This is a genomic window from Streptomyces sp. NPDC026062 (assembly GCF_055568375.1).
In genome coordinates, this window is the sequence record NZ_JBVHOQ010000067.1 from 1 (window position 1) to 23,183 (window position 23,183).

Here is a 23,183-nt window from a genome sequence, read left to right on the forward strand (position 1 = left end):
GGCGGACGAACTCCCACTCGGCATCCGACAGTTCATGGCGACGTATCACCCGACCATGATCCACCACACAAGATCATTTGACGACAGAACCTAGCACCCGCGCCCTTGCAGCACACCGGCGCAGGCCGCTGCAGCCGCCCTGCCCTTTCGGTCTCTCTTCTCTATCGCGGAGCCTTTGTTGCCCACGCCCACTGATGAACAAGTGCACGCCGCCGACGCCTTCCGCGCCGGTCACCACCTCGTCCTGCAAGCCGGCGCCGGCACGGGCAAGACCACCACCCTTGCCCTGCTCGCCGCCGCCACCCAGCGCCGCGGCCGCTACCTCGCCTTCAACAAAAGCATCGCCCTCGACGCCGCGGCGCGCTTCCCCCGTACCGTGCAATGCAAGACCGCCCATGCCACCGCCTACGCGGCCCTCGGCCACCGCTACACCCACCGCCTCAACAGCCCCCGCCAGAGCGCCTGGAAAACCGGCCGGGCACTCGGCATCACCCGCCCCGTCCGCATCGGCGAACACGAGATCACCGCCAGGTCGCTGTCCAACACCGTGCTGCGCACGGTCACCCGCTTCTGCTACTCCGCCGACCGCTCCCTCGACCGCCACCACGTCCCGCCGCTGCGCCGCCTGGGAACACCCGCCGAACAGGCACAGTTCACCGAAGCGGTCCTTCCGTTCGCCCACCGTGCCTGGGCGGACCTGCACAACCCCGACCACGGGGTGGTGCGCTTCGAGCACGACCACTACCTGAAAATGTGGGCCCTCACCGAACCATGGATCGACGCGGACTTCCTGCTTCTCGACGAGGCCCAGGACACCAACCCCGTCCTGGAACAAGTCTTCTCCGCCCAGCGCGACCACGCGCAGCTCGTCATGGTCGGCGACTCCGCCCAGGCCATCTACGGCTGGCGCGGTGCCCGCGACGTGATGACCGGCTTCGACGCCACGCACCTGACCCTCACACGCTCCTTCCGCTTCGGTCCCCTGATCGCGGAGCAGGCCAACCGGTGGCTGGAGCTCGCGGACGCTCCCATCCGTCTGACCGGCACCGACACCATCCCCACCACGGTCGGGGACCTCGACTGTCCGGACGCGGTGCTGTGCCGCACCAACATCGGCGCCATGACCGAAGTCATGCGCCTGCTCACCGACGGCCGGCGCGTCGCCCTGGCCCGCGGCGCACAGGCGCTGGCCGCGCTGGCACTCGCCGCCCGCGACCTCAAAGAGGGCCGCGCCACCGCCCATCCCGAGCTCGTTCTCTTCCGCTCCTGGAGCGAGCTGCAGGAGTACGCCGAACACGACCCCGCCGGACGTGACCTGCAGCCCTTCGTCAATCTCGTCGACACGCACGGGCCCGACGCCATCCTCGCCGCGATCAACCAGCTCACCGACGAGACAGACGCCGGCGTCACCGTCTCCACCGCGCACACCGCCAAAGGCCGCGAATGGCCCACCGTGCGCATCGCCGACGACTTCCCCCCGCCCAAAGACACCGACCAGCACGACGCCCATGGCCGCCCCATCCCCGAACCCGTCAACGACACCGACGCCCGCCTCGCCTACGTCGCCGTCACCCGCAGCCGCCACCACCTCGACCTCGGCGGCCTCTCATGGATCAACACCCACCTCCCCCCATTTCCTGCCGCCTGAAACAACACCTGCGTCACGGATCTGGCGGTGGAGTTCGAGGCGGTGGTCAGTCCCGGCCGGCATGTGACGCTGCCGCAGGGACAGAGATGGAAGTTCAGTCCGCCCCTGGTCGGCCGGACCGTCACGGTCTGGGCCAGCCAGCGCACCGTCCACGTCCTGCTCGACGGACAGCTCATCCGAACCCGCTCGATGACCTTCAGTGCTGATCATGCGGGGCGGGCGGGTCGGTGGGCCCGAGCCCCGAGGCGGCATCAGCGCGGACAAACCCCTGACGCCCACAACGGTGGTCGAGGTCGAGCGCAAGGCGTCCAAGGACAGCATGGTCTCGCTCGGGCAGACCCCCGTCGCCCTCGGCTCCGAACTGATCGGCAAGCGCGTCACCCTGCGCTTCGACGGCAGCATGATGTACGTCATCCACGCCGGACTTCTGGTCAAGACCCTGCCTGCCCCGATCCCGCACCAGCGACGTGCCGGACTCACAGGCGCCCGGGTTGCCACGACACCGCTGCCACCGCCCCTGTCCCAACCACGGCGGGCCATCCGACGCGTCGGAACCGACGGCACCTTCGTCGTCGCACGGCAGAAACTCCGTCCCGGCGTCGCACACGCCGGCAAGACCGTCACCGTGGCCACGGTCGGCGACTGCCAGCCCGGACCCCGCCGTCGTTGATCCTTTGCAGGTGCTGCCGGTGTGGTGGAGTTGTCCAGAAACCGACTGCCGTTGTGGCCAGTTGGGCCCGGCGGTGCACCTGCCGTGCTATGAGGTTGCGGGGGTTCCCTGCCCGGTGGGCCGGGCCGGTCGGGTCGATGCGAGGGGCGTGGATGGTACGGGAGCTGCAGGTCCTGCATCTGGACCACAACGAGCGGCGGCGCCTGCTGCCGGCGGCCCGGATGGGGCAGGTGCCGTTGGCGGAGCGAGGTGCGGTGTGGCAGCCGTCGCGGCATCCGTCCCAGCGCAGCATCGCCACATGGTGGTGGTCGGCGACGAGCGGCCGGCATGTGGGCTGCCGGTCCCTGGAACGGATGTCGGTGGCGATGCTGCTGGACTTCCACCCCGCCGTGGTGGATTTCAGCGCCTGGTCGGCGCAGTTGGTGTGGCGTGAGCGGGGCCGCGAGCGGCGCCTTGTACCGGACTTCGTCGTGCGCACCGCGTCCGGGGACACGCTGGTGGTGGCGTGTCCCCCGGCCGCGGGTCCGGCCCACCGATTCCGGCGGGAGGTGGAGGTGCTGCGTGAGGCGTGCGAGCAAGCGGGCTGGCTGTTGGCTGCGCCACGGCTGCCGTCGGGGGCCGCGCTGGCGAACCTGCGCTGGATCTCCAGACGGCGCCACCCGCGCTACGGCGACTCTCAGGTCGAACAGGCGCTGACGGAGGCGTTCGCCCAGCCCCGTCCGCTGGCCGAGGGGGTGGAGGACTGCGGCCTGCCGCGGGCGCTGGCCCTTCCGAGGCTGTACCACATGCTGTGGCATCGGCGGTTGGGCGTGCGGTGGCGCGAGCCGCTGGGGCCCGGGGCGCTGGTGGGGCCGCTGCACGCGATCAGTACGCGGGCGTCGGCGGAGGGCGCGTTGGAGGGCGGCGGCCCGCTGGCGGTGGAGCGGTCATGAGCGTCCGGGCGGCGCAGGAGCCGCGGGATCTGGTGGTGGTGCGGCACGCGCCGCGCGGGGCGCTGGTGCGCGGAGACCGGGTGCGCTGGCGCGGCCGCGGCTACCAGGTGGCGGGGCTGGACGGGATGAACGTGCTGCTGGCGGAGGGCACCGACGGCGGCCGCGTGTCGTCGGTGCTGTTGCCGGTGTTGGCAGCGGCGTCGGACTTCGCAGTGCTGGACGGGGCGGGCGTGGCGGTGGCGCGGGCGGAGCTGCCCGACTTCGCGCTGCTGGACGGCGTCCCGGAGTGGGCCGCGCAGGCAGCGCGGCGGTGGGAGCTGGCGGTGATCGAGGTGGACACCGGGTTGCCGCCCGGCGCGCCGCCGGGGGCGGTGCCCCGGCCCGCGTTCGACCCGGCGCGCACCACGCTGATCGACCGGTACCAGACCAAGGCCGCGGAGATGAGCGCGGTGCTGGGCGTGACGGTGTCTTGGCAGACGGTGCAGGCCAAGCGGCTGCGGTACCGCAAGCACCGCAGTGTGATGGCGCTGGTGGACGGGCGCAGCACCAAGGCAAGGCGGCTGCACGGGGCGACCGACCCGCTGGTGGTGGACCAGTTGATGGCGCTGGTGGAGCGTCAGCGGCGGCGGCTGGACACGCCCAGCAACGCGAGGAAGCTGTTCAAGCAGTTGCGGCGCCTGGTGCACGCCGCGTACGGGCCGCAGGTGAAGGTCCCGGCGGAGCAGACGCTGTACAAGCTGCTGGAGCGGTTGGGCGTCAAGGCACGCGACCTTGGGGCGCCGGGCGCGCGGACGGCCGGGCGGACGGGCGCGCCGCCGTTTTCGGTGACGACGGCGACGATGCCCGGTGAGCTGGTCCAGATCGACTCGACCGACCTGGACGTGTGGGTGCTGGGCGACGACGGCCGGCCGGCGCGCGCGGAGCTGACGATCGCGGTGGACGTGGCGACGCGTACGATCATCGCCGCGGTACTGCGGCCCAAGCAGCCGCGTCAGCGCCGCCGGGACCGCGGGCGCCCTCGGCAGGCCGCGCCGCCGCGCCCGAACGGGCGCGCCACCAAAGCCGTCGACGCCTGTGAGCTGCTGGCTCAGGCCATGGTGCCGGCCCCGATGCGTCCCGGGTTCGACGCGGCCGTGCACGCCAGCGTGTCCGCGCTGCCGTACTCGGAACTGGTGGAGATCGACCCGCGGTTCGCGCACGCCGCGGCCCGGCCGGTGATCGTGCCGGATCTGATCGTGATCGACCACGGCACGGTGTTCGCGGGGCGCACGTTCTTCGACGCGTGTGCCTACCTGGGCATCTCGATCCGCACGGCACGCAAGCGGACCGGGCAGGACAAGGCCGTGGTGGAGCGCACGTTCGGTGCGATCAAGTCGATGTTCAGCCAGTACGTGAACACTTACACCGGTAACGACCCGGTGCGGGTTCGGCGTACCGTGGACGGTGAACGGCTGTGGACGCTGCCGGAGTTGGACGACCTGCTGCAGCAGTGGATCGCGCTGGAGTGGCAGAACAAGCCGCATCCGGAGCTGGCGGACCCCTTCGAGGTGTACCTGCCGCACCGGACCCCGAACGAGATGTACGCCGCGTGCGTACGGGTTGACGGCTACCTGCCGCTCCCGCTGACGCGGGAGGACTATCTGCGGCTGCTGCCCACGGCCTGGGTGGGGGTCAGCGACCAGGGCATCCATTTCCAGGGGCGCACCTACGACCGGCCCGAGCGCGACCCGGAGGAGGGTCTGAACCCCTACCGGCGCACCCGGTCGGATCTGCGCGGGAAATGCGCGGGACGCTGGGAGATGCGGTACACCCCGAACGATCCGTCGCGGGTGTGGCTGCGGGACCACCGTTTCGCCAACCGGTGGGTGGAGGCGGTGTGGGTGCACCAGCACCGGGTGGGCCAGCCCTGGACGCAGTTCCTGTGGGACATCGCGGCCGCCCAGTACCTGGAGCGCGGCGGGTCGCTCAAGGACGAGTTCGCGCAGCAGGCGATCGCGGAGGCACTGGCGGAACTGCTGGAACGGGCCTCGCGCGGTCCGGAGCGCGGCGGGGTGCCGTTCGTTCCGGACGGGTACGCCCCCGCGCCGCCGTCCGGCCCCTCCGAGGTGTTCGACCCCTACGGGCGCCGCCGGGCCGCTGAGCAGTCAACCGCCACACCTGATCCGGACACGGCTGCGGCTTCCCGCGAGGATGCGGACGCGGCTGCGGAAACGGACGCGACCGCGCCGCCGTCCCGGGTCTCGGACCCAGGTGTCGACGGACTGGGCCTGGACCTGTTCGCGTGGGACGAGCTGGGCCCGCTCGCACCCGACGATCCCCCGGCAGGGGTGGACGGGGTGGACTGGGGATTCGCGGCCGTCGCGCCCGATCCCGCACTCCTGGCGTGGGAGCGCGGCCCGCAGACCTGGGCCGAGGAGCCCGCAACCGCAGGTGGGGAGAGCCTGTCGCAGCGGTACCGGCGGATCGAGGCCGAGCCGGACCCCTATGCGGAGCAGGACGAGTTCGACGTGGATCTGTAGCGGGGACAGATGGATGAGGGACCGTGCCGTTCTAGGCAGGGTGCAGGGTTGTTCACGGTGACGTTGGAAGGGGTGCGGTGACAGGCCGCAAGACGGAGTTGGAACGCCAGGAGGAGCGGCTGCTCCTCACGGCGAAGGTACCCGAGCAGTTGTTCCTGGCGCCGCCGGGCCCGCTGTGGCCGGACGACTGCCACGCCTGGCGGTTCCTGTCCAAGCAGCAGGTAAGACCGCCGGACTTGGCGGACTGCGCCCCGCAGGGCACCAAAGTCACCGATCTGGATCCGCGCCTGCGCTGGCACGGACACATGCGCACGGTGGCCTCCCCCGCGGTCAACACCGCGCTGCGCCTGGTGGCCGAGCAGTTGCGGGCCAACCGCGAGCGCCGGCTCGGCAAGCCCCCGATGGTACTGGAAGGCCCGCGCGGCACGGGGAAGAGCGCCGTGCTGCAGGCGATCGGCGTGCACTGGGAACGTCAATTCGAGCGACTGTACGCGTGGGACGAGAACCGGATCCCGGTGATCCTGCTGAGCGTCCCCGCACCGGTGCGCGGCACCGTCCGCAACTGGCCGGGGGCGTTCGCCCGCTTCCTGGGGCAGCGCCGCGACAGCGGGGACCCGACCGAGTCGGTCATCATCGCGATGCGCAACGCGCGCACGCTGCTGGTCCTGATCGACGGGGTGGAACAGCTGCGCACCGCGGCGGAGGCGGAGCAGACGTTCGCGTACCTGGATCACATCAACGCCAGCACCGGGGCGACGTTCATCTACTGCGGGCGTCAGGCGCAGGCCATCGTCGACCCGTTGCTTCGTGACGAGGAAGCGGTGCTGGAGAAGGGCGAGGCCCGGCGCGGCGCCCACACGGTGATGCGGACCGGCCGACTGGGCTTCGACGACGAGGGGGTCCGCAGATTCCGGCGCGTGGTGACGCTGTTCGACCGGGATCTGCGCCTGCACGAGCACCAAAGTGGCGACCTGGTCGCGTTGAGCGAGTACCTGCACACACGCAGCCGCGGCTATATGACGCATCTGTCGCAGCTGGTCTGCCAGGGGGCGCAGAAAGCGATCCGGGAGGGGACGGAGCGCCTCACCGTGGAACTGCTGGAGGAGTTGCCCTACGGGCGGACCGTGGAACTGTGAACCGCCGCGCCTGACGGCGACGTGTCGCAGCAGCCCGTGCCGGGCCGCTGGCGCCGTTTGCCTTCCCGCTGCCGGCCCGGCCCCGGCCTCAGCGGGTGTCAGGGCATCACGGTGGTGGGGGCTGTGGGTTGTCCCGCAGAACGGCGTGGAGGGCTTCGAGCTCTTCGGGTGTCAGGGCCCCAGGGTGTTCGCGGCATCGGCGCAGCCAGCTGCCGAGCGCGAACGGGGGCCGGTCCGGGGTGCTGTGGTCCCACCAGGAGGGCTCGAGGTGGTCGTCGGGCACATCTCGGTGGCCTTCGCGGGCGGCGAACGCGGACAGGTGGCCAAGGGCCCGGTAGAAGTCGTGGCGCTGGGCGTCGCCGGCGCTCTGGTAGTACAGGCCTCCGGGCAATGGCGGGACGGGCAGGGCCAGCAGGAGTTCTTGCTGGCCCTGGTGCAGGTCGAAGAAGCGGGTCTGTTGGGTGCGCAGCCACTGCATGCCCGGCTGGTGCCACTGACCGGCGGCGGGCGAGGGGCAGGTGGCCTGGCGGGCGTCGGCGAGGGCTTGGACGGCGAGGCGGTAGCGGCGTTGCCAGTCGCGGGGCCAGGCGGGGTTCCAGTGCGGGTCGATGGCGTCCAGGGCCTGCCGGTGCTGGTCGGGCAGCTGTCCGGTGCCGGCCAGGCGGCGCTGGCGGGCCAGCCAGGTGCCCAGCGGGTGACCGCCGAAGACCTCCCTGACCGGGACGGTCAGGTGACCTGTCTCGCCGGCCCAGGCACGGGCGTGGGCGAGCATGGACGCGAACGTGGGCGCCTGCCGGGTCCAGCAGAAGCCGAGCAGGTCCAGAACCTTGATGCGGTCGGGGGCCAGCCGACGCCCCGCCAGTCGGCGCAGGCGGAGTCGGTCCAGGGCCTCGCCCAGGGCGAAGCCGCCGGCGGTGACGTAGCCGGTCGGCGGGTCCAGCGCTCCGTGGCGGGCGTGGTAGTGGGCGGCGGCGGCCAGCACGGTGTCCCAGGAGCCGATCGCGGGCAGGGCGATGGTCAGGCCCAGGGCACGGGCGAGAGCGGCGGTGCGTTCGGGGTGGGCGTAGAAGGAGCTGCGGGACGCGGCGAGGCCGCGGCCGGCTCCCGTGGCGCGCGTAGGCAGGGCGACGCGGTCCATGAACGACTCGTCGTGGGAGCGCAGCGCCTGCAGGAGGGTGATCAGGTTCGCGAAGGCCGGGTCGCGCGTCCAGTCGTCGTCGCTGCCCGAGCGCAGGTAGACGGGGATGATCAGGGTGGTCTTCTTGCCCGCCCCGGGGGGCTGGCGAAGGCCCCTGCCGATCGCCTGGATGGCGTCGATGACGCTGTATCGCGGGTCGGCGAAGACAACGGTCTCCACGTCGGGGATGTCGACACCCTCGTTCAGGACCCGCACATTGGACAGGATTTTCACCAGCGCATCGGTGCGGGCGAAGTCGTCGAGCAGGTCCCGGCGCCATTCGGCGCTTTGCCGGCTGTGGATGGCCTGGGCCCACAGGTCCTTGATCCGCAGGGGTTCGTCGAGTTGGGCGGCGGTGTCGGGAAGGGTGGCGGCGAAGGCTTCGGCGGCGGCGACGCGGTTGTGGAAGACCAGGACGCGACGCAGACCGTGTTCGGCAATCGCGCGCAGGACGGCGACCTGGATGGCGCCGTTGCGCAGTCCGTCCAGGTGGGCGGTCGTGCCGGGCCGCGGGGTGGTGAGGATGCCGAACAGGTCGGCGTCCGCCACCACGGGCAGCAGGACTTGGTAGTCGGCCAGGATGCCCATCTCGATAGCGGCGGCCATGCCCAGCTCGTAGACGGTCGGACCGAAGATCTCCCGGCGGTCCATGGTGGCCAGCGGCGGGCGCTGCACGAACGGGATGTCCTCGTCCTCGGCGGGGGCACCCCACACGCGGGGCGTCGCGGTCATGTACAGGCGCAGCTTGGCGGGCAGGGCGGCGTCGTCGTGGACGGTGCCCCAGCCGTCGCCGAACGCCGTGCAGGTGCGGTGGGCCTCGTCCGCGATGACCAGGTCCCAGGCGGGCAGCTGGAACCCCTCGTGGGCGCGGCGGATGTGGTGCAGGGAGCTGTAGGTGGCGAACACGGTCACCGGCCCGCCGGTGCGCATGGCGCGGGCAATGGCCCGCGGGTGGCGCACCATCAGGGCCGCTCCCGGGTCCAGGCCGCTGGCCCGCTGGCTGAGGGAGCACACGCCCAGGGCCATGCCTGGTTGGCCGCTCTGGCGCCAGCGGCGGGCGGTCTGCACGAGCAGGGCCTTGGTGGGTACCAGCACCAGGACAGTGCCGTTGGGGGCCAGGTGTCGGGCGGCGCGCTGCGCGGTCAGGGTCTTCCCGCTGCCGCACGCGGACGCGACGGTCATCCGCCGCTCCCCGGCCGCCACGGCGGCGAGGATCCGGGCCAGTGCTTCGCGCTGGTGCGCGCGCAGTTCCACCCCCTGGCTCTCCTTCCCATCCGCTCCGGTCCCGGGCGAAGATCGCCGGATGTCGGCGGAAGTTACCTTTCGATAGAGGGAGTTCGGAGGCGGGGCGAGTATTTTCGGCCAACGGCACCTGGCCGGGGCGCGGCAGATCGGGCATCGGCAGAGGGGTGTCCGCGAGGCGGAACGGTGGCCGCAGGGCGGGAAGATAGGGCGGATCGTGGGGAACATGACCGGACGCAGCACGGTGAGGCAGGGACGGGCCGGGCGGCCGCGTCCTGCCGAGCGGCTGGGACTGTGGAAAGTCCCTTTGATCGCCGGGGAGTCGACCGGTTCCTTCGCCCGGCGCTTGGCGGCCCTCAACGGCATCCCTGACCGTGACTTCTGGCTCATGTTCGGCCGCTCTGTGCGCCCGGGGCGCGAGCCGAGCGAGCCGCGCTACGGCGACGGCTACCTGAACACCGCCGCGCTCGAGCGCCTGTCGGTGATGTGCGGGCGCAGCGTTGGGGAGTTGCAGTTCGCGCTGCCCAACACCCGCCCGCACCGGCTGCTGAAGGGGGCCGGGCCGCCGGCGTGGGACTGGCCGTGGGACACGCCCGGGTGCTTCCTGGTGCGCGGATGCGAGCTGTGTGCCCGGGTGCAGGGCACCACGGATCAGGTGTACCTGGCCGTGGATGCCTCGTGGCAGGTGTGTGCGCGGCACGGCCGCTGGCTGGACAACCGCCGTGAACCCGGTGCCGGTGCGATCCGACTGGCGGGGCTGCCGGAGGTCTTGCACGCGGAGAGGAAGCGCAGGGTGCTGGAGCGGCGGCTGGGTCCGGGCGGGCGCGCGATGTTCGCCGACGCTTACGCGATCACCTCGTGCTGGTGGAACGTCCCCGTCTTCAACCCAGCCGTCTGGCAGGCCCGCCGGCGCCTGCTGGGGGCGGCGGGGCGCGACGAACTGCGGGTCGCTCCCCTGCTGTTCTACCCGGAGGCGGTGGCTCTGGCCTACGAGCTCGCCTCCCGCGAGCGGCGGCGCCAGCGGCGGACCCTGTCGCCCGGGCAGGACTCGGTCTGGCTCGCGGGGCTGGCCACGCTGATGGATGCCTGGGGTGTGCCCGCCCCGGCGTTGGACGTGGTCGGGGCCTGGCTCGAGCGTCACACTCTGCTCCCGCGGCCCCGCTCGCGAGCCGCACGCGAGCAGGCGGGGCGTGAGCGGCCGGCCCGGGGCCGGTACCGGCGGCTGCCACTGCCCGCCCCGCACAAGGTGACGTCGCAGGACGCTGTTCTGGCCGAGCGCAGCTGCCTGCCGTGGAAGCTCGGCGAGCTGATCACCAACCGGCTGCAGCCCGCGCCACGGGGCTGGTACCTGGGCGGCCGCGCCTGAGCCGGGACTCAGCAGACCCCGTCCCGGTCGGCGGCGGTGACGATGTGGGCAGAGGGAAGAGGTGACGTCCGTCCCTTGTCCGTCACCTCGACGAAAATCCGTAGTAGCCGATCGGGTCGCGCAGGTGGTCGCGGGTCTGCTGGTACAGGCGTTCAGCCCATCGGCGTGCGGTGTCCTCGTCCGGCAGTCCGCCCAGGCCGAAGTGGACGGGCCCGAAGCTCCCCCAGGCCGCCTCGCCTGTGCCGATGGCGTCCTCGATCGCGTACTGCAGGGGGTGGGCGACCTCCGGCCTGACGAGGACGAGTTTGGTGGTGCTGGTGTCGACCCGGGCGCTCCAACCGTCGGCCAACCGCTCGATGCACACGAACGGGTTCTTGGAGATGCGGGCCTTCCGGTACAGGGCCGGAAGGGCGTGCGGGCGGCCGGTGAGGTCCGCGATGGCGTCCTGCGGTTCACCGTCGGTCGCGGCGGCTCCGCACCGGGCGCGCAACTGAGAGACGGCGGGGGTCGCCAGCGCCTGGTCATGGCCGGGCTGGGCCGCCCGGCGGGCCAGTTCTACGAGCGCGTTCAGGGCGCGGCGCTCGTCGGCGGGCAGCGCGGCTAAGCCGGCTCTCTGCTCCTGGAACCAAGTCCCCAAGGGGAAGGACCCGGCCGGACCGCGGTTGCTCCCCTTCCACGTGACCATGTGCTCCACGGGGATGTCCATGTGGCCGTGCTCGGCCAGGAAGCGGGCGGCGTACGCCAAACCGTCGCCGCGGCGGTCGGGAGTCTGACGGCCCGAGGCGCGCACGGGGCGCAGCGGTGCTTCGGTGCACGGCGAGGCTCCGATCTGCACCAGCAGATCCTGCTGCTCCGGGGTCAGCGCCTTGAAGAAGTCCCGCTCCTGCTTCTCGATCCAGTGCAGCGCCTGCCGGTCCTGCGGGGACAGGGGCCGGGATGCCAGATGCCAGAGCTGGCCCGGCCCCGGGTAGAGGGCTTTCGCGTGGGCGTACGCGCGCTGCCATGCCGGTGGCCACGCCGGGTTCCACCACCGGTCGATACGGTCCAGGGCGCTTTGCACGTCGGCGTCCAAGGTTCCGGCGCCGGCCCGGCTACGGCAGTTGGCCAGCCACCTGCCCAGGGCGTATCCGCCGACGACCGTGTCAGGGGCTGCCAGCAGGTGGCCGTGGATGCGCATGTACAGGCGGGCGTGGTCGAGCATGGCCCGCGTGGGGCTAGGCAACTGCCATGATATGCCCAGGTCTTCGAGGGCGGCCTGACAGTCGGCTGGCAGGGTTCCCAGCAAGTGGTGCAGGCGCTGGTTCGCGATCCACTGTCCCAGGCCGAAGCCCTGCTCGTCGGTGTAGTCCAGGGTGATGGTCAGATTCCCGTGCACGCGGTGGTGCTCGGTGGCGGCACGCAGCCCGTCCCGCCAGGTTCCGGCGGCGGGGATCAAAATCTTCAGGCCCAGGACGCGGGCCAGTTGCGCTGCGCGTTCGGGCTCCGCGTAGAGCAGTTCGCGGGTGATCACGGTGTTGGTGCGGGTCGGTTCGGGCAGCGTGACGCGGTCCATGAACGATTCGTCGTGGGAGCGCAGCGCCTCCAGGATCGCGATCAGGGCGGCGAAGTCGGAGTTCTCCAGGATGTCGGCGCCCTCCCCGGTGCGGGGCAGGTAGACGGGAACGATCAAGGTGGTGCGTTTGCCTGCGCCCGGCGGCTGGCGAAGGCCGCGGGAGACGCCTTGGACGGCGTCGATGGTGCTGTAGCGGGGAGCGGCGAAGACGACGCCGTCCAGGTCGGGAAGGTCGACGCCCTCGTTCAGGAGGCGGGCGTTGGACAGGACGGCGACGTCGTGGGCCGGGTCGTCGAAGGCAGCCAGCAGGGACTGGTTGAGGGTGTCGTCCTGCTCGCCGGTGACGGCATGGGACCACAGCTGCGTGCGACGCAGCGGTTCGTGGACCTTGGCGGCGGTGGTGGCCAGGGTGCGGGCGAAGCCGTCGGCGGCTTCGACGCGGTTGTGGAACGCGAGGATGCGCCGGAGCCTGTGTTCGGCGACGGCGCGCAGGAGGGCGACTTGGACGGCGGCGTTGCGCAGGCCATCCAGGTGGGCGCTGCCGGCGGGGTGGGGGTCGTTGAGGATGGCGAGCAGGTCGCGGTCGGTGTCGTCGACCGTGACGACCAGAACCTGGTAGTCGGCGACGATGCCACGCGCGATGGCGTCGGCCAGGCCCAGGCGGTAGACGATCGGGCCGAACACCTCCTGGTGCTCCATGGTGGCCAGCGGGACGCGACCGGTGTCCTGGGCGGTGCCGGTGCGGGCGGCCCAGATCCTGGGGGTCGCGGTCATGTACAGGCGGGTGGTGGCACGGATCAGAGTGTCGTCGTGGACGGCTCCCCAGCCGTCCGCGAAGCCGGCGCACGTGCGGTGCGCCTCGTCGGCTATCAGCAGGTCCCAGCGGATGGCGCCGAGCGCGCGGGCCTCGGTCAGGTGACGCAGGGAGGCATAGGTCACGATCACGGTCGCGGCGCCACGCCGCTGTTGGACGGCGGGCAGGATCGTGCCGGGGTCGCTGGTCATGCGTACGGTCTGCCAGGGAATGCCGCTGTCGTGCTGGGACAGGGAGCACAGGCCGAACAGCAGGCCGCGGTAGCCGGCTTCGCGCCATTTCACGGCGGTCTGCACGACCAGCGCCTTGGTGGGCACCAGCACCACGGTCGCGCCGGTCGGCGCGACCGATTCGGCGGCACGCTGGGCGATCAAAGTCTTGCCGCTGCCGCTCGCGGAGACCACCGTCATCCTCCGCAGGCCCGCGCGGGCACCGGCCTCGATCGCGTCCAGGGCCTCGCGCTGATGGGGGCGTAACAGCATCTCGCTCCTCGGCGTTCGCGGCGCACCACCCGGTTCGGCGGCCGCGGATACGGGTCGGCTCTGGTCGCCGCCCGCGGACCGGGCGGCGACCGAAGCTACCGAATGAAGCGGCCCGCGTGCACACCGCGGCCTGCCGGCCGCCCGCCGCACCTGGGTACCGGAGCCGACCCGTGCGGTCGGGTGCCCGGGCGGATCAGGTGCCCTCGTGGGCCTCAGCGACCGCTCCGACTGCGCCGCGGACCTGACGGTCATGCACCTGGAGGAGATCCTCGCCGACAAGCTCACGTGCCTCCTGCAACGGCAGTCGATCCGCGACCTGTTCGACCTCACCCACTCCACCCGTGTTCAACGATGAGATCCCGGTCGACCGGAACAGCGTGGTCTCCGCCTTCCTCAACAAAACCATCTCCTCCACCCGCACCGCCCGACCCCGACACCGCCGCCGACCACCCACCCCGAGCAGCAGCGCACCTACGTCCGGACGCGGGGGCAGCAGCCCCATGCCAACAGGGGATTCGACATACCAGAAAGATCGGAGCAATCACCTAAAAGGTACATCCTGGCATGGCGTCAGTCGACGCGCCCCCAAGGAAATCCTCTCTCCATCTCCAACATCCTCGGGCTAACCACAGCACCGCAGTTCAGAGAACCTAAGCGAGACCAGAGGTCGAGCAACTTAGCCATACCACCCCAGGTCAAACACCGAACCAAAGTGTCCTCCATGAACTCTAAGCAGTGCACTTCAAGGCCATGTTCATGTCGTAACTAGAGAGAGGACTGACAGGCGAACTTCTGCAGGTAGCTGGCGTTGATGTCGTCGCGGGCCGCGATGATGGCCTTGTTCTCGCTGAGGTGGTGCTCGGTGCGCTGCAGGATGCCGACCAGGGTCGTGGCGGTGTCTTCGACCGGGTCGAAGTCGCTTGTCCCCTGGTCCTTGATGGTGGGATAGCCGGCGAGGATCTGCGCCAGACGCGAGCCACGGCCAGAACGCAGCTCCGCTTCAGCGTCCCGCAACGGGCGCAGGTAGGTGGCTTTGAGCAGTTCTCGGGCAGTGCCGTCGAGGGTGGGACCCTGGCCGTCGGGGCCGGTGCGGGTGACGAGAGAGACCCTGCTTGAGTGCAGGGGGTCGATCAACTGGGCCCGCACGGTGACGTACAGGGAACTTCTGCCGTCCTCTTCGGTGGTCAGCAGTTCAAGGAAAACGGCCTGCTCTTGCGGCGTGAGGTCTTTGAACCCACAGGTGAGGGTGAAGCTGTCGGCACGGTGGCCGTTGCGGATGTGGAAGTCGTCGGCAGTGATCCGGTAGTAATCCCCCGCCGTGGTCTGCAGACACAGGCGGATGGCATCGATGACCGCAGTCTTCCCGCTGCCGTTCTCGCCGACCAGGACGTTGGTGGCGGGGCCGAAGCCCATCCGAAGGCGGGTGTCTGTATCACCACCCTGCTTGGGAGCGGGACCGAAGATCCGGAAGTTTTCGGCAGACAGGCATGCCAGATACACGAAGCGGCCCCCCGATGGTTCCTGCGTTCCCACGTCCGGCATGACGCAGGCGCTCCAAGCCGCCTTCATCTCCCAAACCCTGGCCAGGCAGACGGCTTTGACGCATCAAAAGCACCTTTCCTTCACTCTATGTCCACAGTTTCAGAACTGTGTCACTTGCCGCACACGCCTCAGCCAGACAGAAACCCGCGCGCGATGTGCGCGGCCGCCAATCACCCACCCACCCGAACCACGTCCCTGTTCGATCAAAGCGACCACGTGGCCGGACTGCTTCTGAGCGACGCCTCCTGTCCATTCCTGGCGGGTCTACTGCCGCACTTGCCGACAGGGCGAAGGTCGCACTGCCAGCCGTCAACCTGACGGCGGCCAGTAGAAATTCCCCACGTACGGCCAGCTCGATTCCCCAATCCGCAGTCACACTCAGTAGCCTCGGTGCTGGCTCGCGGATCTGGCGCATGAGGGGGTTAATGACGTGGTTCGTACCTGGCTGTCGATCCGGGTGGAGTTGGTCTCCGGTCACGGTGCGGACCTGTGGCCGCGTCCCGGCCGGGTGTTCGCCGCTGCTCGGTCGCACTCCTTCGCGCAGCTCGCCTCGGCCATCGATCTCGGCTTCGCACGCTGGGACTTGGCTCACCTGCACCTGTTCACGTTGTCCGACGCCACCCACGTCAGCCCGCTGGACTGGTGGGACGGCGAGGCCCCGGACGGCACCGTGGACGGCCATGTGACCAAGCTGAGCAGGCTGCAAGCCGGCGAACAGTTCGCCTATGTCTTCGACATGGGCGATGACTGGGCGCACCTGTGCACGGTGGCGGAGAAGCGCATTGATCCCCTCGAGGAACTCGGCGAGGTGCCCGACCGCCCGGTTCCCTACTGGGGCTGGGGCAGCCTCCCGGACCAGTACGCGCGCCGTTGGGACGGGGACGATGGGGAGTCCCCGATGCCGAAGCGGCCGCCCCGCGGCCTCAGCGACCTGCCTCCGATCCTGCCAAGGTGGGGCGAACACCGCCGGGGGTGACCTCACGCTGCGTACACGAAGTGGCCGCCAGTGGGGAATTGAAGTAGCCGTGGTGGGGAGACGAAGTGGCCGCGAGTGGGGAAATCCAACTGGCCGCTGACATCAACCCATCGGCGGTCTCAGCAGGTTGACGGCGCTCGTCGTTGTAGGGCGCAGGGCCGGGTGATCGTTCGATTCTGTGCCCGATCCGCAGGGTGTTCGGGATCTTTCGAGGGGACCGGCTGCCGATCTCCCCCTGGGTACGCCAGAGTCCAGTGCAGGTCTCCCCAGTTCGGGCAGGCGTACCAGGAGCTGAGCAGACCCGTCACGGTCAGTTGATCAAGGGTGTTGGGCAGGCGCGCGGGATGGGTTCCGCAGGCGCGTGCCATCTGGCCGGGTTCGGCCAGGCCGGTGCCGGTATCCGGGTCGGCGTTCGCTGTGAGGTAGAGGCTTGCCAGTTGCAGCTGCGGGCCGACCGTTGCCCCGGCTGTCGAGGCCGTGGTGGCGCGTAGTGCCCAGTCTGCGGCCTGCGTTCGGTCGGGGCCGGCAGGGGCCTGGCTGAGCAGTGCTGCGTCGAGCAGTTCGGCGACGAACTCGTTGGCGGCTCTTCCTGCGCCGATCCGTAGCCATCGTGCGTGTTCCAGGTCGCGCCACGGGTCTGGGTTGTCGAGGCGGAGGCTGCGCAGCATGCCTTTGGGCAGCCGCACGCGCATGGTGGTGTTCATGCGTAGCGCGCACTGCAGTGCGAGCAGGCGGGCTGCGGCCGGGGTGCTTTCGGGGAGGGCGGCGGCGAGGTAGCTGAGCATTTCGCGGACTCGGATCCGGGCGCCTGGGCCCTTGGGCTGTCGTCTGCGGCGCCGGGTGGTTGTGGGATGTGGTGCGCGGGCGAGGGCTGTGTCGGGGACGACGGCGGCGTGTGCTGTTGCTGCGGCGCAGGTACTGCAGGCGTCGGCGAGTCGCCAGACTCGTCCGCCGCGTTCGCGGGCGAGGAGGAGGTGGATGGGGCCGGCGCAGCCGCGGTGGCGGGGGTGCCAGCGGCAGCCGCGTTCGTGGCATTGGCAGGTGCGCAGGTGGGGTGGGAGGAGGTCGCCGCGTGCGTGTCGTGCGAGGTGGGCGAGGGCGGCTGAGCGGGCGGAGGCTGCGGTGACCGGTCCACTGCCGTGGGGGCATTGCTGGCATACGCGGACGAGCCCGCTGGGGTGCGAGCGCAGTTCCACGGTCCAGGCGCGTGGTGTCGCTGGGCATGTTGTGCGCAGCCTCATGGGCGCGTGTTCCTCCTGTTGCGTGCGCGCCGGTCCCGTCGGGGCTGGGGCGGCGGCCCACCGTAGTGCAGAGGTCTGCCCTTTCGCTGGCGTCGCCACCTGCGAAATTAGGGCAGAGGTCTGCACTGACAGGGCAGGGGTCTGCACCGTCGGATGGACGGGTGACGATCTTGCCGCCCGATCCGGACCTCGACGCGCTGCGGTTGGAACTCGCGCGTCTGCGGGCCGCGCGCGGGTGGAGCTACGACGAGCTCGCCGCCCACAGCGGCCTGGCCAGACGCACCGTCATCGAGATCGAGCAGGGCCGCACCATCGGCACGCTGAAGACCTGGCACGCCCTCGCCCACGCCCTGGGCACCCCGTTCGACGAACTCTTCGCGACGCTGTGCCGCGGGCATGACCTGCCGGGGCCGAGCGGGGACTGACCCCCGTCCGGGCGGCCGCCCCGGATCACCCAAACCGGCGAGACCGCCTCGAACGAGCGACCGTCCGTTCGCACTCCAGTGGCACCATGTGCGGCTGAGCGGGCGATCCGGCCCTACCGCTGCCGCGGATGCGGCGTGTTGGCTGGCAGGTTCACGCGCATGCGCTCCACACCTCCCGCCTCCCGCCACTGGGACCGCAGCCCTGTCCTCGCCCACCGCGCGCGCCGTTCCCTTCAGGTCACCCCCGACGGCGCCAGCCGGCTGCTGCGCTGTGGACAGAGCGGCCGGTGCCGCGACTGCGGCAACCGGATCGAGTGGTACCACCGCAGCGACCGCCGGCCGGTCCGTCTCCATCCGCAGGAACTGCCGGCCACCCGGGTGCCCGCCGCCTGCCGCTGGCACGTCAGCTCCGGAATCGCCCACCCGGCCGGGGACGGCAGCAGCTGGTGCCGTCTGCCGCACGCCGTCCTCTGTCCCGCCCGCGACACGGCACCGGCTTTCCCTGAACTGGCCGGGCTGCGCCGGTCGCTGGCCGTGCACACACGCCGCATGATCGACGCCGGGGTCTTCACTCCTCCCCCGGCCTTGACGGACAGCTCGGCGCCCCGGCCGCCCGTCTGCCGCCCGGCCCGGCCCATCGTGCAGCTGTTGTATGTCCGCTACCTCGCCTCCCGGCCGGTGGATGAAATCCAGTGTGTCGCCCAGACCCGGCGCCGCCACCGCTGCACCAGCCCGCTGCTTGCCTCCCACGCCCCGGCCGGCACCTGGCGACTGGTCCCCGCCACCGCGGCGGGCGGCCAACTGGCCCTGCCCGCCGAGGTCATGGCCCTCTACGACCTCACCGGCGTCCCCTACGCCGAGCAACTGCGCTGGCGCGCCCAGCGCTGCCCGCAGCACGCCGCCACGCCCACGGCCGCCGACCTGGCGGTGGCCGGCTGGGAGCCCTTCGACCCGCTGCACCACCACGAACACATCCATACCCGCCTGCCCACCCCCGTCCGACGCCCCAGCACTGCAGGCAGTGCAAGGCAGGCGGCCCGGCCGTGATGCCGCACCACGCCATCGAGATCGCCCTGACCAGGCCTGTCACTCCCGGCGAACTCCGGCATGCACACTGCGGCGTGTCCCTGGCCGCGAGTGCGGACCGCACCCGGCTGATGACGGTCTACAGCGCACGCAGTCCCGCCAGTGCCCTGCATGCGCTGCGGCGCCGGCTGGGCACGCGCCTGCCGATCGACGTCCTGACAGCGCACTACCCCGACCGACACGGCCAGGTCCTGCTCAACGTCGCCCTGGACCACACCGCCGACAGGGCCCTGCGCCAGGCTGCGGCAGTCCTGGGGCAACGCCCCCAGGACCTGCTGCGGCAGCGGGTGACCGCGGCCCTTGCCCGGGAGAAGCAGGAACGCGCCCGGCGCCTGGAGGTTCGGCTCGAGAGGCTGCTCGCCGAGCACACCCCCCAAGACGTCCTGGCCTGTGTGGCCGGCCTCCTGCACCGCCACCAGCACCGACCCACTCGCACAGCGCCATAACTCCTTCTCCTACGCCGCTCACGACGCGGCGGCTGCAGGCCCCCTGATCCTCTTCAATCTTCCGCGGAGCCCTTGTTGCATACGCCCACCGACGAACAGGCCAACGCCGTCGACGCCTTCCGGGCCGGCCACCATCTCGTCCTGCAGGCCGGCGCCGGGACGGGAAAGACCAGCACGCTCAGCCTGCTTGCCGCCAGCACCCTCAGCCGCGGCCGCTACCTCGCCTTCAACAAGGACATCGCGCGCGATGCCACCACCCGCTTCCCCCGCACGGTGGTGTGCAAGACCGCCCACGCCACGGCCTACGCCGCCGTCGGCCACCGCTATGCGAGCCGGCTCAACAGCCCCCGCCAGCCGGCCTGGAAGACCGGCCGGGCACTCGGCATCACCCGCCCGGTCCGCATCGGCGATCACGAAATCAGCCCCCGGACGCTCTCCCACACCGTGCTGCGCACCGTGACCCGCTACTGCTACTCCGCCGACCGCACCCTGACCCGCCACCACGTACCGCACCTGCGCGGCCTGTCCACCTCCGGCGAGCACGCCCAACTCGCCCACGAGGTCCTGCCGTTCGCCCTCAAGGCCTGGGCCGACCTGCACAACCCTGACCGCGGTGCGGTCCGCTTCGAACACGACCACTACCTGAAAATGTGGGCCCTGACCGAGCCGAGAATCGAAGCCGACTTCCTCTTCCTCGACGAAGCCCAGGACACCAACCCGGTCCTTGAGGAGGTCTTCAACGCCCAGCGCCACCACGCCCAGCTCGTCATGGTCGGCGACTCCGCCCAGGCCATCTACGGCTGGCGCGGCGCCCAGGACGTGATGACCGGCTTCGACGCCACGGCTCTCACCCTGACCCGCTCCTTCCGCTTCGGCCCGCTGATCGCCGAAGAGGCCAACCGGTGGCTCACTCTGGCCGACGCCCCCATCCGCCTGACCGGCACGGAGACCATCCCCACCGAAGTCGGCGATCTCGACTGCCCCGATGCGGTGCTGTGCCGCACCAACATCGGCGCCATGGCCGAAGTCATGCGACTGCTGTCGGCCGGCCACCGTGTCGCCCTCACCCGGGGAAAGCAGCAGTTGGCCGCACTGGCTCTCGCCGCCCGCGACCTCAAAGGCGGCCGCCGCACCTCACACCCCGAACTCGTCCTCTTCAACTCCTGGGGCGAACTACAGGACTACGCCGCACACGACCCCGCTGGCCGCGACGTCCACCCCTTCGCCGACCTCATCGACACCCACGGCCCCGACGCCATCCTCGCCGCCGTCGACCAGCTCACCGACGAACAGCAGGCCGACGTGACCGTCTCCACGGCCCACACCGCCAAAGGCCGCGAATGGCCCACCGTCAAAATCGCCGACGACTTCCCCCCGCCCAAGGACACCGACCAACACGACGCCCAAGGCCGCCCCGTTCCGGAACCCGTCAACGACACCGACGCCCGCCTCGCCTACGTCGCCGTCACCCGTGCCCGCCACCAACTCGACCTCGGCGGCCTATCGTGGATCAACACCCACCCCACCGCGCTCAGCGTGGCGTGACCGGCGACGACATCACTCGGCGGGGTCCGAGGGCTGCTCCATTCCGCCCGCCCGGATGCGAGGCCGTTGCCGTGGTCGCAGGGCCGCTACGGTGACAGGGTGACTGTCGCGAACGACTCCCCGGGCGGCGACGCCGGCCAGACCGGCTTCGCTGTCTCTGCTGAACTGTCCACGGCGTTGACTGCTCAAGGGCCCCACGGTGAGCGGGCGTTGAACCTCCTGCGGGATGCGGCGGCGGTCCTGTCCGATCCCGGCCGGTGGCACGCACCGTACGAGGTCTCGCAGTCCTGCTGCCGGGGAGCGATCGACAGCATCCTCAACCTGGCGCCGAGGGACATCGAGGGCATCGAGACAGCGAGGGGCGCGGTCACGGATACCGCCAAGTCCACCGTCGAGGCATGGCGCGCCCACGACCAGGTCTCGGAAGGGCTGTTGGACGAGCTCGCTGCCGCGGTAGATGCGCTGCGGGCAGAGGAGGCCAATCCGGGTGGGCGGCGCATCCGCCAGATCGGGCACCTGGTGCAGGAACTGACGCGCCAGGAGATGGGCCTGGCCGAGGTGGAGGCCGTGCGCAACTCCTGGACCCGTTTCTATCGGGACACTTCTGGTGTCCTGCACGGTTCGGGTGCCACACCGGAGGAGTCCCGCGAGCGGTTCGAGGGGGTGGTGGCCTCCTTCGAGCATCTGAGACCGGCAGTCAGCATCCCTCCGGTCGGTACTCAGGGGCAGCGGTGGCCCGGGGCGGGATGGGCCATCCATATCGCGACGTCGGCGACGCGTAGCGCGCTGACCGTCTGGGGCAGGCCCGCGCTCTGCCGCAGGTCGAGGAGCCGGTGGTGCAGGGCCCCGTCCCTCTCTCGCAGGGCGGTGCGCAGCTCCGTCCAGAAGGACGGCGGACGGCCGAGCGCACAGCGCACGACCCGGTCGTAGACCGGCAGCAGCCGGGGTCGCTTGCGGGCCAGGAGTTTCCCCGCGATCACCCATCCAATCTTGCGCTGGTTCTCCAGCAACGACCAGGCCAGGTACGCCGGCGAGCCGTCCGCGACGACCGACGCATCGGCCTCGGCGAGATCGGTGCCGGTGGGGATGCCGCGCAGCAGTTCGGACAGTTGGACGCCCAGCGGTCCTTCCAGGAGGTCAAGGGCGACGGGGGCGGGGACGGTGACCGACAGGGTCTGCACGGCTATCAGGTCCTCCGCGGTGAACCTGTCCTCGACCTGGTGACGGTCGCCGCCGCCCGCGAGATGTTCGAACCGGCCTCCCGTGAACACACCGGCACCCGGGGGCAGGCCGATTGCGAAGTAGCGGCGCAGGTCGTCCGCTGCCCGCTCCGCATACAGAAAGGCGTGCAGGCGCCGCCCCACCACCGACGGTGTCCCAGCGGAGGAAGACTCCGCGAGCTGCTCGTTCAATTCAGATACCTGTGCCTCACCGGGGTCCGTGCTGAGCGTTCCAGGAGCGGCACAGGGCGGTGAATTCCTGCTGGCGCTCGGCCAGGAGGTTGAGGGGGCGCTGGAGGTGGCAGTCGAAGAAGTGGACGCCGTGCTGGAAGGGTTCGAAGCCGATCGTGGACCACACGCGTGCGAGCTTGGCCGCTGCCTGGCGGTGCTGTTCCTCGGTCATCTCGCGTCCATCGGCCGAGCCCGGCTCGCACAGCACGGCGGTGCAGCCTGGTGAGAGCCGGCGGATGGCCGCGCCCGCCAGGACAGGGCCCAGGCCAAAGCCGCGCCACGCTGGCTCAAGGATGACCCGGTCCATGACGAGCAGGTCGCCACCGGGGTGGGCGAGCGCTTCCTCGAAGTCTCGGGCGAACTCACCGCGGGCGACGTCCAGCACGCGCTCGCCGATGCGCGAAACGTCCCCGGTGTAGGAGTCCATGGCGTGGAAGGGGTTGTCGGGGCCGAACATGCGCACCCGCAGGAACGACATGCGGCCGACCAGCACATCCTCGATCGCGTCCAGGGTCTCCTGGCCGGTATCGCCGCGGGCTGCCGTGTCGTCGGCCAGGATGTTCGCGTCGATCCGCGCGGTCACCGTCCAGCGTTCCAGCGCGTCATCAAACTCGTACGCCTGGAGCGGGTGTTCGTGCTGGTAGGCGAGGCTGATCAGAGAGGGATCCGCAGGCAACGGGGGCCGGTCAACAGCGAAAGCGGTCGTCACCAGCCCACCGTAGTCTGCTCCGCTGCCCCCGCGAGGCCCGATGCCCGGAGAGCCGGAGAGATGCGGGCGGACGGTGGCCGATGGGTGTACCGGGGCTGCTTCGCCTCCTCCATCAAGTCTCGGTGGGAGTGTCAGAGGCGTCTCCTAGAATTCTCGCGATGGGGCCGGACCGGGGCCACCAGCACCGAAGAGCAGCAGCCTCCCTGGTCTGCGCGGGGGTGGTT

General features: G+C 70.8%; 18 protein-coding genes. 12 read left to right on the forward strand and 6 right to left on the reverse strand.

What is annotated here, in order from left to right; translation table 11 throughout:
* Positions 1-178 precede the first annotated feature (178 nt).
* The 5 genes from ACZ4LX_RS35725 to ACZ4LX_RS35745 all read left to right on the forward strand — a co-directional run bounded on the left by ACZ4LX_RS35725 (position 179) and on the right by ACZ4LX_RS35745 (position 6,905).
* A complete protein-coding gene (locus ACZ4LX_RS35725; RefSeq protein ID WP_467651207.1) occupies positions 179-1,648 on the forward strand; it encodes a UvrD-helicase domain-containing protein in 1,470 nt (489 codons plus the stop codon).
* A gap of 208 nt (positions 1,649-1,856) precedes the next feature.
* Positions 1,857-2,318 carry a hypothetical protein gene (locus ACZ4LX_RS35730; RefSeq protein WP_225052006.1) on the forward strand — a complete coding sequence of 154 codons (462 nt, stop codon included), beginning with the start codon at positions 1,857-1,859 and terminating at the stop codon, positions 2,316-2,318.
* Positions 2,319-2,470: 152 nt separating this feature from the next.
* Positions 2,471-3,250 (forward strand): TnsA-like heteromeric transposase endonuclease subunit, encoded by a 780-nt coding sequence (locus ACZ4LX_RS35735; protein WP_225052007.1) that lies wholly within the window; start codon positions 2,471-2,473, stop codon positions 3,248-3,250.
* Positions 3,247-5,769, forward strand: coding sequence for an integrase (locus tag ACZ4LX_RS35740; RefSeq protein WP_225052008.1), 2,523 nt, complete (start codon positions 3,247-3,249; stop codon positions 5,767-5,769). Before ACZ4LX_RS35735 ends, ACZ4LX_RS35740 begins: the two co-directional genes overlap by 4 nt.
* A 77-nt stretch (positions 5,770-5,846) precedes the next feature.
* Positions 5,847-6,905 carry a hypothetical protein gene (locus ACZ4LX_RS35745; protein WP_225052009.1) on the forward strand — a complete coding sequence of 353 codons (1,059 nt, stop codon included), beginning with the start codon at positions 5,847-5,849 and terminating at the stop codon, positions 6,903-6,905.
* 106 nt (positions 6,906-7,011) lie between these two features.
* On the opposite strand, the gene ACZ4LX_RS35750 is transcribed toward ACZ4LX_RS35745, so the two are convergent.
* Entirely contained in the window at positions 7,012-9,336 is a 2,325-nt protein-coding gene (locus tag ACZ4LX_RS35750) for a helicase associated domain-containing protein (protein WP_467651206.1), read from the reverse strand.
* Between the two features lie 214 nt (positions 9,337-9,550).
* Here ACZ4LX_RS35750 and ACZ4LX_RS35755 point away from each other — a divergent pair, with 214 nt between their 5' ends.
* Positions 9,551-10,690, forward strand: coding sequence for a TniQ family protein (locus ACZ4LX_RS35755; RefSeq protein WP_467651205.1), 1,140 nt, complete (start codon positions 9,551-9,553; stop codon positions 10,688-10,690).
* A gap of 82 nt (positions 10,691-10,772) precedes the next feature.
* Here the strand turns inward: ACZ4LX_RS35755 and ACZ4LX_RS35760 are convergent, their stop codons facing one another.
* Positions 10,773-13,538: a helicase associated domain-containing protein gene (locus ACZ4LX_RS35760; protein WP_467651204.1), complete on the reverse strand. Its 2,766-nt coding sequence runs from the start codon at positions 13,536-13,538 to the stop codon at positions 10,773-10,775.
* Positions 13,539-13,743: 205 nt separating this feature from the next.
* On the opposite strand from ACZ4LX_RS35760, the gene ACZ4LX_RS35765 reads away from it, so the two are divergent.
* A complete protein-coding gene (locus ACZ4LX_RS35765) occupies positions 13,744-13,893 on the forward strand; it encodes a nucleotidyl transferase AbiEii/AbiGii toxin family protein (RefSeq protein WP_079085545.1) in 150 nt (49 codons plus the stop codon).
* A gap of 410 nt (positions 13,894-14,303) precedes the next feature.
* Here the strand turns inward: ACZ4LX_RS35765 and ACZ4LX_RS35770 are convergent, their stop codons facing one another.
* Positions 14,304-15,080 (reverse strand): AAA family ATPase, encoded by a 777-nt coding sequence (locus ACZ4LX_RS35770; RefSeq protein ID WP_467651203.1) that lies wholly within the window; start codon positions 15,078-15,080, stop codon positions 14,304-14,306.
* 430 nt (positions 15,081-15,510) lie between these two features.
* Between ACZ4LX_RS35770 and ACZ4LX_RS35775 the strand changes: the two genes are divergently transcribed.
* Positions 15,511-16,056 carry an IS1096 element passenger TnpR family protein gene (locus ACZ4LX_RS35775; RefSeq protein ID WP_185014974.1) on the forward strand — a complete coding sequence of 182 codons (546 nt, stop codon included), beginning with the start codon at positions 15,511-15,513 and terminating at the stop codon, positions 16,054-16,056.
* A gap of 119 nt (positions 16,057-16,175) precedes the next feature.
* Here the strand turns inward: ACZ4LX_RS35775 and ACZ4LX_RS35780 are convergent, their stop codons facing one another.
* The gene (locus tag ACZ4LX_RS35780; RefSeq protein ID WP_260419961.1) at positions 16,176-16,841 is read right to left on the reverse strand and encodes a hypothetical protein; all 666 of its coding nucleotides are present in this window, start codon (positions 16,839-16,841) and stop codon (positions 16,176-16,178) included.
* Positions 16,842-17,458: 617 nt separating this feature from the next.
* Between ACZ4LX_RS35780 and ACZ4LX_RS35785 the strand changes: the two genes are divergently transcribed.
* From ACZ4LX_RS35785 to ACZ4LX_RS35800, 4 genes are all read left to right on the forward strand, one after another.
* Entirely contained in the window at positions 17,459-17,722 is a 264-nt protein-coding gene (locus ACZ4LX_RS35785) for a helix-turn-helix transcriptional regulator (RefSeq protein ID WP_467651202.1), read from the forward strand.
* 159 nt (positions 17,723-17,881) lie between these two features.
* A complete protein-coding gene (locus tag ACZ4LX_RS35790) occupies positions 17,882-18,769 on the forward strand; it encodes a DUF6083 domain-containing protein (protein WP_467651201.1) in 888 nt (295 codons plus the stop codon).
* The gene (locus tag ACZ4LX_RS35795; protein ID WP_185014977.1) at positions 18,769-19,254 is read left to right on the forward strand and encodes a hypothetical protein; all 486 of its coding nucleotides are present in this window, start codon (positions 18,769-18,771) and stop codon (positions 19,252-19,254) included. The genes ACZ4LX_RS35790 and ACZ4LX_RS35795 overlap by 1 nt, the downstream gene beginning before the upstream one ends.
* A gap of 75 nt (positions 19,255-19,329) precedes the next feature.
* The gene (locus ACZ4LX_RS35800) at positions 19,330-20,799 is read left to right on the forward strand and encodes a UvrD-helicase domain-containing protein (protein WP_467651200.1); all 1,470 of its coding nucleotides are present in this window, start codon (positions 19,330-19,332) and stop codon (positions 20,797-20,799) included.
* 719 nt (positions 20,800-21,518) lie between these two features.
* Here ACZ4LX_RS35800 and ACZ4LX_RS35805 read toward each other — a convergent pair.
* Both ACZ4LX_RS35805 and ACZ4LX_RS35810 read right to left on the reverse strand, forming a co-directional pair.
* Positions 21,519-22,211: a DUF6308 family protein gene (locus ACZ4LX_RS35805; RefSeq protein ID WP_467651199.1), complete on the reverse strand. Its 693-nt coding sequence runs from the start codon at positions 22,209-22,211 to the stop codon at positions 21,519-21,521.
* 16 nt (positions 22,212-22,227) lie between these two features.
* Positions 22,228-22,959 carry a hypothetical protein gene (locus ACZ4LX_RS35810; RefSeq protein WP_467651198.1) on the reverse strand — a complete coding sequence of 244 codons (732 nt, stop codon included), beginning with the start codon at positions 22,957-22,959 and terminating at the stop codon, positions 22,228-22,230.
* Positions 22,960-23,183: the final 224 nt, after the last annotated feature.

Bases quoted from the DNA above. Each gene is read 5' to 3' on its own strand.
- ACZ4LX_RS35795 (WP_185014977.1), top strand. From the start codon at position 18,769: ATGCCGCACCACGCCATCGAGATCGCCCTGACCAGGCCTGTCACTCCC.
- ACZ4LX_RS35770 (WP_467651203.1), bottom strand. From the start codon at position 15,080: ATGCCGGACGTGGGAACGCAGGAACCATCGGGGGGCCGCTTCGTGTAT.
- ACZ4LX_RS35740 (WP_225052008.1), top strand. From the start codon at position 3,247: ATGAGCGTCCGGGCGGCGCAGGAGCCGCGGGATCTGGTGGTGGTGCGG.
- ACZ4LX_RS35790 (WP_467651201.1), top strand. From the start codon at position 17,882: ATGCGCTCCACACCTCCCGCCTCCCGCCACTGGGACCGCAGCCCTGTC.
- ACZ4LX_RS35780 (WP_260419961.1), bottom strand. From the start codon at position 16,841: ATGCTCAGCTACCTCGCCGCCGCCCTCCCCGAAAGCACCCCGGCCGCA.
- ACZ4LX_RS35760 (WP_467651204.1), bottom strand. From the start codon at position 13,538: ATGCTGTTACGCCCCCATCAGCGCGAGGCCCTGGACGCGATCGAGGCC.
- ACZ4LX_RS35730 (WP_225052006.1), top strand. From the start codon at position 1,857: ATGCGGGGCGGGCGGGTCGGTGGGCCCGAGCCCCGAGGCGGCATCAGC.
- ACZ4LX_RS35755 (WP_467651205.1), top strand. From the start codon at position 9,551: ATGACCGGACGCAGCACGGTGAGGCAGGGACGGGCCGGGCGGCCGCGT.
- ACZ4LX_RS35735 (WP_225052007.1), top strand. From the start codon at position 2,471: ATGGTACGGGAGCTGCAGGTCCTGCATCTGGACCACAACGAGCGGCGG.